The 11,573-nt window shown below is 41.9% G+C and carries 8 protein-coding genes; 7 read left to right on the top strand and 1 reads right to left on the bottom strand.

The features are described from left to right. From L634_RS31810 to tatC, 4 genes are all read left to right on the top strand, one after another. Positions 1–175 (top strand): transposase (locus L634_RS31810; protein ID WP_034263205.1); only part of this gene is annotated, 175 nt, incomplete at its 5' end. 254 nt (positions 176–429) lie between these two features. Next, positions 430–2,070, top strand: a complete 1,641-nt coding sequence (locus L634_RS0126460; protein ID WP_034263286.1) for a PhoX family protein — start codon at positions 430–432, stop codon at positions 2,068–2,070. A 9-nt stretch (positions 2,071–2,079) separates the two neighbouring features. Then, entirely contained in the window at positions 2,080–2,268 is a 189-nt protein-coding gene (locus tag L634_RS0126455; protein WP_026585012.1) for a twin-arginine translocase TatA/TatE family subunit, read from the top strand. Positions 2,269–2,325: 57 nt separating this feature from the next. Further along, positions 2,326–3,051: a twin-arginine translocase subunit TatC gene (gene tatC / locus L634_RS0126450; RefSeq protein WP_026585011.1), complete on the top strand. Its 726-nt coding sequence runs from the start codon at positions 2,326–2,328 to the stop codon at positions 3,049–3,051. Positions 3,052–3,169: 118 nt separating this feature from the next. Here tatC and L634_RS0126445 read toward each other — a convergent pair whose 3' ends face one another. Beyond that, entirely contained in the window at positions 3,170–4,435 is a 1,266-nt protein-coding gene (locus tag L634_RS0126445) for a S8 family peptidase (RefSeq protein ID WP_026585010.1), read from the bottom strand. A gap of 340 nt (positions 4,436–4,775) precedes the next feature. On the opposite strand from L634_RS0126445, the gene L634_RS0126440 reads away from it, so the two are divergent. The 3 genes from L634_RS0126440 to L634_RS0126430 all read left to right on the top strand — a co-directional run bounded on the left by L634_RS0126440 (position 4,776) and on the right by L634_RS0126430 (position 11,188). Further along, on the top strand, positions 4,776–6,011 hold the full coding sequence (locus L634_RS0126440) for an ATP-binding protein (RefSeq protein ID WP_026585009.1): 1,236 nt from the start codon (positions 4,776–4,778) through the stop codon (positions 6,009–6,011). A 403-nt stretch (positions 6,012–6,414) separates the two neighbouring features. After that, on the top strand, positions 6,415–9,945 hold the full coding sequence (locus tag L634_RS0126435; protein WP_026585008.1) for a bifunctional 2',3'-cyclic-nucleotide 2'-phosphodiesterase/3'-nucleotidase: 3,531 nt from the start codon (positions 6,415–6,417) through the stop codon (positions 9,943–9,945). 118 nt (positions 9,946–10,063) lie between these two features. Continuing rightward, positions 10,064–11,188 carry a DEAD/DEAH box helicase gene (locus tag L634_RS0126430; protein WP_026585007.1) on the top strand — a complete coding sequence of 375 codons (1,125 nt, stop codon included), beginning with the start codon at positions 10,064–10,066 and terminating at the stop codon, positions 11,186–11,188. Positions 11,189–11,573: the final 385 nt, after the last annotated feature.

Below are 11,573 nucleotides of genomic sequence, written 5' to 3'. Positions count from 1 at the left end.
GAATTTAAAGTATAACCACGGAAGCCGCACATTTTGGGCTAAGGGATATTACGTGAGTACGGTGGGACTCAACCAGAAAACAGTAGCAAAATATATCCGCGAGCAGGAAGCTGAGGATAAATTACGCGACCATATGACAAAGAGGGAATACGTCGATCCATTTAAAGATAAGTGACAGGAGTGAACGGTTGACGGTCAATTTAGAGTCCCCTTTAGGGGATTGTCAGTAAAGTGCCCTTATAGGGCGAAATTAAAACCGCCCGTTTTACGGGCGGATACTTACTTTGCCATTTTTACAATCTTTACTCTATTTTTACAGTTATTTGGTTATTTCTTAGCATTCTCTTAATATTCCAAAGCTAGTATTGTAGTTGGGTTTGATACATATTGCCAGTAAACATTATTAATAAATAGAAGAGGTGCAATAGAATGACTGAATTGAATCGCCGGAAGTTTTTAACATACGTAGGTACAGGGGTGGGAGCCTTAACGGTTGCTTCAGCTGGTTTAGGAACAGTAATTCCAAAGGCGGAAGCAAAAGGGGCAGAAGCTGCTTCCCAGCTTTTCGGTTTCCAAAAGAAGATTTCTGGTCTGAATTTTAAACCGATCGATCCTACAGACAAAGATGATCTGGTTCTTCCAAAAGGATATAAATATGATGTTGTGGCAGCTTATGGTGATGTTATTAATCAAAAAGGGGATACATTCGGGTTCAACAATGATTTCACTTTATATTTCCCGATTGATGGTGACAAGCGCGGCTTATTATGGGTAAACCATGAATATTCCAGTGAATTATTTGTTCATGGAGCAAAGCCCGCTAATGGGAAGTATACAACATCCCAGATTGAAAAAATGCTTTATAATCAGGGCGGATCTATTATTGAGGTGTACCGCGATAATGATGGTACATGGAAAATGGATACAAATTCAAAATATGCACGCCGTATTACAGGTTTAACTCCTTTCCAGCTTACAGGACCTGCGAAAGGTTCAAAAACTGTTGGCGGCGCAACAAACGTTCAAGGGACGTTTGCAAACTGTTCTGGCGGCATGACTTTATGGGGAACGGTCTTATCAGCAGAGGAGAATTTTGAAAACACTGCGAGGGACGCAGGCTTAAACGATACACACTATGGGTGGATTGTGGAAGTAGATCCATTCGATCCAAACTTCAAGCCTCGCAAGCATACGGCTCTTGGCCGCTTTAACCATGAAAATGCAGCAGTTGGACTGACAAATGATAAGCGTGTGGTTGTATATATGGGTGATGATAAGAAGGATGCCTGTGTATATAAATTTATCAGTAAAAATAAATATGTTGAATCACGCGGAAAAGCCAATGCAGATCTTTTGGAAGAAGGAACTCTTTATGTGGCCAATATGGGCAGCGGCAAATGGGAGCCTTTAACAATTGATAATGTCCGTAAAGCTGCCAAGGACAAAACGGAACTGCTAAACAAGTTTCAGACTCAGGCCGATGTGGTTGTGCATTGCCATGAAGCAGCGCTGCTTGTTGGCGGAACGCCTACAGACCGTCCTGAAGATGTGGAAATCAGCCCATTTGATAAAACTGTATTTATTGCACACACAAACAATGATAGACATGGAAACTTCCACGGACATATTACAAGATTTATAGAAGAGGGAGATGATCTGGGTGCACTTGCATTCGACTTCGAGATCTTTGCAGCAGGCGGGAAGCAAAGCGGGTTCAGTGCTCCAGATAACTTAACGTTCGATAGTCTGGGCAACCTTTGGACGGTAACAGATATGTCTTCAAGCAAACTGAACAGCGGCATCTACACTCATTTTGCCAATAATGGCATGTTCGTTATCCCGACAATGGGGAAAAATGTCGGGGAAGCCTTCCAGTTTGCTTCTGCACCAATCGAAGCTGAATTGACAGGACCATCCTTTACACCAAACGAAACAACGTTATTCCTGTCCATCCAGCATCCAGGAGAAGAAACAGAAGACCTGAACAACCTGACAAGCAAATGGCCTCACCGCAAGGGAGACACCATGCCGCGGCCGGGTGTCGTTGCGATCACAGGCTTTAAATACTAGGAGGTTATCATGTTATCTAATATTGGAATTCCAGGATTGATTTTAGTTTTGGTATTGGCGCTCATTATTTTCGGCCCTTCTAAATTGCCGGAAATCGGACGGGCATTTGGAACGACCTTGAAAGAATTCAAGAAATCCACACGTGAATTAGTTTCAGACGAGCAGCCATCTGAAGAGAAGAAGAAAGAATTACTATAATAAAAATAAGAGGAAGGGAGATATTTCTTCCTTCCTTTTACTATTGGGGTGTTTTTTATGAATGATCAGGCAGTTAACGTCCTTCAGCATTTCGAAGAGCTCCGTAAAAGGCTGATTATTATCGCCGTAACGTTCATTGTATTTTTAGCGCTGTCCTTTATTTTTGTGAAAGATATTTATGAATGGCTGGTTAAGGATTTGGATTTTAAGCTTGCTGTCCTGGGACCTTCTGAGATTCTCTGGGTTTATTTTATGCTTGCATCTGTTGTCGCTATTGCAGGAACAATCCCTGTTGCTGCCCATCAAATCTGGCTATTCGTCAGCCCTGCGCTGACAAAAACGGAAAGAAAAGTGGCGTTAGCCTATATTCCAGCCCTATTTTTCTTATTTATAACAGGCATTTCATTTGGGTATTTTGTTCTGCTGCCGCTAGTCTTGAATTTTTTAATGGCATTATCCGGTGAAATGTTTACAGCCTTCTTTACAACGGAAAAATATTTTAAATTTGTGCTTCATTTAACATTGCCGTTCGGCTTTCTATTTGAGCTGCCTGTAGTCATTATGTTCCTGACCAGCCTTGGCATCATTAATCCTTATTCACTGCAGAAAATAAGGAAGTACGCTTATTTTGTGCTGATTGTCGTTGCGATTTTAGTCACACCGCCAGACTTTATTTCAGACATCCTGGTTACATTGCCGCTATTGCTTCTCTATGAGGCAAGTGTCAGCTTATCAAAACTCATTTATAACCGGAAACTGAAAAAGCAGGCTGTTCTGCAGTGAAATTCTTAGAAAAATCATAGGTTTTATTGCAGCTTTAGGCAACTATTATATTTGAACCTGAAAAAAAGCTTGGACCCTATTCGGAAAGTCCAAGCTTTTCTTATATTTTATTATTTTATTATTTTACGCGAGGGAAACCGAATCCAGATGCGTAATCGTCACCAGCTGCAGCTCCTGTTCCGCCAAGAATGTCATATTGCTTGGAACGGTTTTGAAGCTCTGAACGAAGGCCGGTATGAGATAAAGTTGGATTTTTAGCCCAAATCTTCGCAGCCAATCCAGATACATGCGGAGTAGCCATGGAAGTTCCGCTGATTGTATTGTATGAGCCATCTGGCCATGTGGATTCAATGGCTCTTCCCGGTGCTGAAACTTCCACATCGCGTTCCTGGATTACATAATCGCCGTCAGTAGCAGGGTTTCCGCGGGAAGAGAAGTCAGCTACACGGTATGAACCGTTCTCCTGGACATTTTCCAATGCAGCAACGGCAACTGCATTCACCAGAGCTCCTGGATAACCGATTGTGTTTTCAGCCGGGCCGGAATTTCCGGCAGCTGCCACAACTAAAACACCTTTCCCATACGCATAGTCAACAGCATCGGCGATCATTGAACTCTTTGAACTTGAACCTAATGACATAGAGATGACTAACTTGGAGCCCGTTCGGACCGCCTCATCTGCCGCATGTTTGATAGCGCCTGCAATATCATCTGAGTAGCCAGATCCTCTATCGTTCAATACTTTATATGCCCATAAATCAGCTTCTGGTGCTACCCCATATATGCCTTCTCCATTAGCTCCGCCATGTGCAAGTACTGTCCCGGCAACATGTGTGCCGTGACCGTTTTTATCATTGCAGCTTCCATCCACTAAAGGAGATCTGTTTTGAGTGAAGTCCTTACATTGCTCTGCTTGTCCAGCAAGGTCATTATGGGATGTGAATACTCCAGTATCAAGGACAGCAACCTTAATGCCGCTGCCACCAGAAGTGCTTTGTACAGTACTGTCATTATAAATGGCTTCAATTCCCCAAGGTGTACGGTCACTTGGAACAGCAGCAGCCTCTGTTCCCGGCTTTGCAGCAGCTTCCTTGCTTACAGGTGATAGACTAACCTGGTCAACTCTATCAATCTCCAAGTTTTTATTTTTCAAGAGTGCCTGATACTGTTTCGCATTTACAGTGGTTGTAAAGCCTTTCTGGCCAAAATCCCAGCGTACGCCATAATTTGCTTTCGCCTTCGCCTGCTCGGCACTCGGCCCTTGAATCATGACACGGTAGGTTTCATTGCTTTCTACCTGCTGGCCGAAAGCCCCTGATGCAAATACAGAAAGCCCCATTGCTGCACTTAATACTGCTGACCCAATGACTCTTTTTTTCTTCATCCAAAATCTCCTCTCAAACTATGTATTTGTTACAGCTAAAAAGCTGTACTTTCATTATATTTACAAAATTCAGAATAGTAAAACATGTCTTTAGGCCTATTTTTGCTTAAATTTAGCATTTTTATCAAAAAATACTAGTTTATACTCCTCTCTTGCAAATTCATATTCTTTGAGTTATAGGTAAATATTTCAAATCATGACTTAGATAGTGATGGAGTTAATCTTCTGGCCAGCAGGGTGTAGCCTGGTAAATCGCAAGAAAATATGCATGACTCGGCTTAACCGTTTATAATAGTGCTATTGGTACTATTTTAATAGAGTTAACTGGGGAGCATTATTTATGAAGGGCTATAGTCAACTGACATTAATCAATGAAGAAACAAAAGCAGTCAGGCTTTTTATATGGCTGTTTTATCTGATTTTTACACTGTATGATTTATTTTATTACTTTCTGTTTCCGCTTAATACCGGGGGCACTCCAGGACTTCCGCAAGGCGGTCTGGGTATTGGGTATTATTTGATCATGATGGGCTTTCTTCCTGCTGCGGTGTATTTTATCAAAACGGGAAGTCCTTTTAAGGTAAAATACATGTACTTCATCGGTTTTTTCCTAACTGATTTTCTAAATAACATGCTTATTTATTTAGGGGAAGCCAAAGAGTTTCAAACAGGCAATGCGGTAGAACTGTTTTTTATTTTATTCGCGCCGCTGTTTGTCAATAAACGATATTTTTGGATTGTTACTGGGGGAACGGTAGGCAAATATCTCCTCGTTGGATTGGTGTTAAGCAGCCAAAAGGTAATGGTGCCCATTGTGCTGCTCTTAATTTTTTCAAGCGTTTCATATCTGCTTGTAAATCGTTTCTATTCTTATATTGATTCACTGACAGCCATATTCCATGAGCTTCGTAAAACAGAAAAGCTTGCTGCTGTCGGGCAGATGGCCTCAGTAGTCGGACATGAAGTAAGAAATCCTCTTTCAGCTTTAAAAGGTTTTACCCAGCTGCAGATGGAAAGGCATCCGGAAGATGGGGATCGTTATCAAATTATGATAGATGAAATAGAGAGAATCAATTTAATCGCAGATGATCTTATGTTCCTGAGCAAGCCCAGGCAGCTGGATTTTGAAGAAATTGACTTGAATAATCTGGTTAGCTACGTCATTTCTATTATGAAAGGGCAGGCATCTAATCAGAATGTTAAAATTATGACTGAGGGACTGGCGAATATTCAGAAGGTCGAGTGCGATGAAAAGCTAATGAAGCAGGTGTTTATCAACCTGGTTAAGAATGCGATTGAATCCATGCCTGATGGCGGAATGATATCTATATCAGCAAAAATACTCCATGGACACAGGGTCCTAATCCGTGTAAAAGATGAAGGCTGCGGGATTATGGCTGAAAACATCAATCGAGTAGGTGATCCCTTTTATACAACGAAGCCAGATGGCACTGGTTTAGGCCTCATGGTCACAAATCAAATAATTGAGGAACATGGCGGGAATATCGAATTTGAAAGTGAAGTCGGTAAAGGGACTGCTGTAAACATTTCTATTCCTGTAAGCCAAAAAAATTAAACATGACCGAATAGAAGAGGATGTGCGTTTATATGTATATCCTCTTTTTATTTCATCATCTAATAAGATGGTGTTCTTGAACTTTGGCTGGTAATTCTATTAGTTTGGCCGATAAACTGAAGTTTTGGCCGATAACAGCCAAATTACTCCTTTAGCACCGACCGCCGCTTAGGGAGGATATAGGGAATATTAACCTGCTTTATACTTAAATAGTTCGAAAGAAAACAGCACTCTATGCGGGTGCTGTTTTTTTATTAGGAATAATGACCCTGTTTTTTACAAAATCTTAATAAATTTACCAGGTTATTCACCACTATTTGCTCATTCTCAAATAAGTCAAAAAATAGATAAAATTAGGAATGGATATCATCCTATTCTACTAATCTCAAGGAGATGTGTTCATTTGAAAAAGCCTATCCGCAAATTTGGCAAAACGATTTTAGCAACTACGATGGCATTATCTGTTTTAGCTGCTCCTATTACATATGATTCTGTTATGGCTGCTAAACCTGAAAATCCCGGGAAAAGCGAACAAAAGTACAGCCATGAAGTCAGCCTTCGAATTTTAGGGACTACAGACATCCATACTCATCTATATAATTATGATTATTACAAAGATGCAGAGACCATTGAATTTGGCCTTGCAAAAACTGCTTCATTGATTAAAGAGGCAAGAGCGGAAGCAGACAACACTCTATTATTTGATAATGGAGATTTAATCCAAGGCAATCCGCTGGGAGACTATAAAGCAAAAGTAGACAAGCTTGAGGACGGAGAAGTACATCCGGTTTTTAAGGCTATGGAACTATTGGATTATGATGCTGCAACAGTAGGTAACCATGAATTTAATTACGGCCTCGACTACCTGGATGAAGTCCTCGATGATTCGCCATTTCCATATGTGAATGCGAATGTTTATAAGGATGACCAGGATGATGACCCGACAAATGATGAAAATTACTTTAAACCCTATAAAGTTATGAATAAAAAAGTAGTGGATGATAGAGGCAAAACCCAAGTCATCAAGGTAGGCGTAATTGGCGCGGTAACCCCGCAAATTACACAGTGGGATAAAGCGAATCTAGATGGAAAAGTCATCACAAAAGATATTGTTAAATCCGTAGAAGAAAACATTCCAAAAATGAAGGAAGAAGGCGCAGACCTTATTATCGTGCTTGCACACTCAGGAATGGGCGATGCATCATATGCTGAAATGGAAGAGAATGCGGCTTATGATCTTACAAAGGTCGATGGTGTAGATGCAATCATTTCCGGACATAATCATAAATCCTTCCCGGGAGACTTTAAAGATCTTCCTGGTGTTGATGCTGAAAAAGGCACTGTGAATGGGGTACCGTTTGTCATGCCTGGCAGCTGGGGCAACCAGCTGGGAATTATGGATTTAACGGTTGTAAAGGAACAGGGCAAGTGGAAAGTTAAGGATTCCCAATCAACAGTAAAATCCATTTTCAAGAGCTATAAAAATGAAGCGGGAGCAACTGTCAGAGAAAGCCTTGTGGACGCTGATCCAGAAATTTTGGAAGCTGTAAAGGAAGATCATGAAGGCACAGTGAATTATGTCCGCCAGCCGGTTGGTGAAACGACTGCCGATATTCACAGCTACTTTGCGCTAGTTAAAGATGACCCGTCCATTCAAATCGTAACAAATGCACAAAAGTGGTATATTGAAAAGCAATTAAAAGGAACAGCAGATGAAAATACACCTGTTCTTTCTGCAGGTGCTCCTTTCAAAGCCGGCGGACGCAATGGAGCAAGCTACTATACTTATATCCCTGAAGGCACAATTGCGATTAAAAACGTAGCCGATCTTTACCTGTATCCTAATACAGTGGCAACCGTAAAAGTGAAAGGCGCAGATGTAAAAGAATGGCTTGAAATGTCTGCAGGCCAATTCAACCAGATTAATGAAAATGAAGCGGGAGAGCAGTCTCTCATTAATAATGACTTCCCTACCTATAATTATGATGTTATTGATGGCGTAACCTATGAAATCGATGTGACAGAGCCAGCCAAATACGATAACGACGGCAAGCTGATTAATCCGGATGCTAACAGAATAAAAAATCTTCAGTACAATGGTGCTGCAATTGACCCTGACCAGGAATTTATTGTCGTCACAAACAATTACCGTGCAAGCGGAAACTTCCCTGGCGTCAGAAATAATACCGCTGTAGAGATGTATCCTGATGAGAACCGCCAGGCAATCATTGATTTTATCCGTGAAGAACAGTCAATTGACCCTTCTGCAGATTCAAACTGGTCATTTGCACCGGTTACTGAAGAAGTAAACGTAACATTTGAATCTTCGCCAGATGCAAAAAATGCAATTGCTGAAAACAGCGGAATCCATTTCGCAGGTGAAGCAAACAATGGTTTCGGAAAATACTCTCTTCAGTTACCTGTTGCAGAAGAGAATAATGAGCCATTCGAAGTCCAGCTTTTAGGCATTAACGATTTTCATGGACAGCTCGATACTTATAACGCTGGTCTAAACGCTGGCGGGATAGAATATTTAGCTGCACACCTAAAGCAGCGTGAAGCAACAAACCCTAATACATTTATGCTCCATGCCGGTGATGCAGTAGGAGCAAGCTCTCCTGTTTCTGCACTTCTTCAGGATGAGCCCACGATTAAAATGTTAAACGAGATTGGCTTTGATTTGGGTACTGTCGGCAATCATGAATTTGATGAAGGTGTAGAAGAAATGCTGCGCCTCATAAATGGGGGAGCCCATCCCAAGACAGTTGAAAAGTATGGTGAGTTTGAAGGAGCAAACTTTCCGTATGTTGCTGCTAACGTAGTGGACTCTGTGACAAAGGAACCGATTTTACCACCATATGAAATCAAAGAAGTAAACGGTGTGCCGATTGCATTTATAGGGATCGCCTATTCTGATACCCCTGGCATCGTTACGCCAAGCGGTACAGCTGGAGTAGAATTCACAGATGAGGCGGAAGCAATTAATAAGTATACTGCAGAGCTAAAAGGACAAGGCATCAAATCCATTGTAGTCGTTACACATAATCCTGCAAAATCTGCTTTAGACGGCTCTGACCCTCAAGAGGAACTGGCTGAAATTGCAAATGCAGTTGATGATGAAGTGGATGTGCTGTTCGGCGGCCATAATCACCAGTACACAAATACATTAGTGGATGGCAAGCTGCTTGTACAATCCTATTCCTATGGAACTGCATTTTCTGATGTTGATTTAACGATTGATCCAGTTACGAAAGATATTGTGGCTAAGAAAGCTGAGATTGTAACTGCTGCACGGGATATTGAGCCAGATGCAGAAATTAAGCAAATGCTCGACACATATATTGCTGATGCTGCACCTATTTTAAACGAAGTAATCGGGTATACATCAACTGGTATCAGCAGAGATACAAATGCTGATGGAGAATCTCCGATGGGCAACCTGATTGCAGACTCCATGATTGCGCAGACAAATACCGATTTTGCCTTCATGAATTCAGGCGGAGTCCGTGCAAGCATTGATGCAGGAGATATCACTTGGAAAGAAGCTTTTACTGTACAGCCATTTGGAAATGACCTGGTTACACTGACGCTGACTGGTGCTCAAATTAAAGAGCTTTTTGAGCAGCAGTGGGGATCAAAAGAAAGAATCATGCACGTTTCCGGCTTAAAGGTGACGTATGATTCTTCAAGAGAAGCGGGGGATCGCATCGTTTCTTTAGTAAAGAATGATGGTACTCCAATCACAGCTGAACAGGAATATTCTGTGACAGTAAACAATTACATGGCTGATGGCGGGGACGGCTATAGCGTACTATTAAATGGCAAGAACCGTACAGTTGATGTTGTTGACCTTGATGCATTAATCAGCTTTATTAAAGCTCATGAAGAGGTAAACCCTGCAATTGAGGGAAGAATTACAAAATTAAATAAATAATTTGTCAGGGTACCAGTTGTTTATGCTGGTACTCTTTTCTTTCATTATCGGCTATACTATAGGCTAGAAAACCTTTGCAGATGAATAAGCTTATTTTACATAAAAAAAGGAGTTACCTATGACACAATCTCTTATTGAAAATATGAAGCCATTCATTCAGGAAGCGTGGAAAAAGTCAGCTTTTACACAGCCGACAACTATTCAGACAGAAGCGATTCCGCTGGCTCTTGAAGGAAAAGATATTATTGCGGAATCCCCGACTGGAACAGGGAAGACACTAGCTTATCTGCTGCCGGTCCTTGAAAAAATTGATCCTGATAAACAGGCGGTGCAGGCAGTCATTTTGGCATCCTCTCAGGAGCTTGTGATGCAAATTCTTGGAGAGATCCAGAAGTGGGGAGAAGGAAGCGGAATTAGATCAGCTTCTTTTATCGGTGGTGCCAATGTAAAAAGGCAGCTTGAAAAATTAAAGAAGCATCCCCATATCGCTTTGGGCACCCCGGGAAGGGTCCTGGAACTCATTAAGCAGAAAAAGCTGAAAATGCATGAAGTAAAGACAGTTGTGCTTGACGAAGGCGATCAGCTTCTGGTACCAGAGCATACACAGACAGTCCAGAACATTGTTAGGTCAACGCTGAAAGAACGCCAGGTTCTTCTCTTCTCAGCGACAATGCCGCCGGTTATCGAACAGCTTGCCAAAGAATTGACAGCAGATGCTGAAGTGATCCGTGTTGAAAAGGATGAAACTATCCAGGCTGCAGCAGTTGATCATATTTATTTTGTGGCTGAGGCACGGGACAAAATTAAAATGCTTGAAAAAATCTCTAGGCTGGAAGGCATTAAAGCTTTGGTATTTGTGAAAGATATCGGCAATCTCACAGTCATGGCAGAGAAGCTTGATTTTAAAAATATCGCCTCGAGTACACTGCACAGCGATTTAAGCAAGTTCGACAGACAAAAAGCGATAAAAAATTTCCGCACTGGCAAAACCAATATGCTGATTGCCACGGATGTTGCTGCAAGAGGTCTGGATATCAAGGGAGTCACACATGTGGTCCATTTCGATTTCCCAAAGGATATTAACCAATACGTCCACCGCTCCGGCAGAACGGGCCGGTTCGGCGCCGGAGGAACGGTCATCTCCCTCGTCACCGAAAGAGAAGAACGCGAACTCAAAAAATTCACCAAAGAACTCGGCCTCACCTTAGCGAAGAAGATTATGCGCGGAGGACAAATCGTTTAAAAGCTCAGTTGCCAGGTACCTATACCAGTCTGTCCAGCTGGTATAGGTACCTGGTACTTTTTTTATTAAGGCTGTGTTAAAGTTTATTGTTGATTTTAGCACCCTGTTGATTGGAGCGGAAGGTNCGAGACTCCTGCGGGAGAAGCGTGTCAGCGGGAGACCCCGCAGGTGCGAATGCACCGAGGAGCGTCGGACCGCCCGCGGAAAGCGAGTGCCTCGTGCTGAAATCAACAGGTAAATTTAACAGATCCTTTATTAAAGGATAACTTTTCTTTCATCGCGAATTATTAGTAAGGCTTTACTTTACTAAAGATTGAGGGGTACAGAAGATGGAGAATCCAAGGCTGAAAATGTTTCATGATGAAGGATTGCTTGAAGCTACCGT

The organism is Bacillus sp. J33 (assembly GCF_000518885.1).
Classification (GTDB): Bacteria; Bacillota; Bacilli; order Bacillales; family Cytobacillaceae; genus Cytobacillus.
The sequence above is the reverse complement of the archived record's forward strand: the minus strand, read 5'-3'. Positions and strand labels throughout refer to the sequence as shown.

Coding starts and splice junctions, on each gene's coding strand:
- L634_RS0126430 (WP_026585007.1), top strand. CDS start 10,064: ATGACACAATCTCTTATTGAAAATATGAAGCCATTCATTCAGGAAGCG.
- L634_RS0126440 (WP_026585009.1), top strand. CDS start 4,776: ATGAAGGGCTATAGTCAACTGACATTAATCAATGAAGAAACAAAAGCA.
- L634_RS0126455 (WP_026585012.1), top strand. CDS start 2,080: ATGTTATCTAATATTGGAATTCCAGGATTGATTTTAGTTTTGGTATTG.
- tatC (WP_026585011.1), top strand. CDS start 2,326: ATGAATGATCAGGCAGTTAACGTCCTTCAGCATTTCGAAGAGCTCCGT.
- L634_RS0126460 (WP_034263286.1), top strand. CDS start 430: ATGACTGAATTGAATCGCCGGAAGTTTTTAACATACGTAGGTACAGGG.
- L634_RS0126445 (WP_026585010.1), bottom strand. CDS start 4,435: ATGAAGAAAAAAAGAGTCATTGGGTCAGCAGTATTAAGTGCAGCAATG.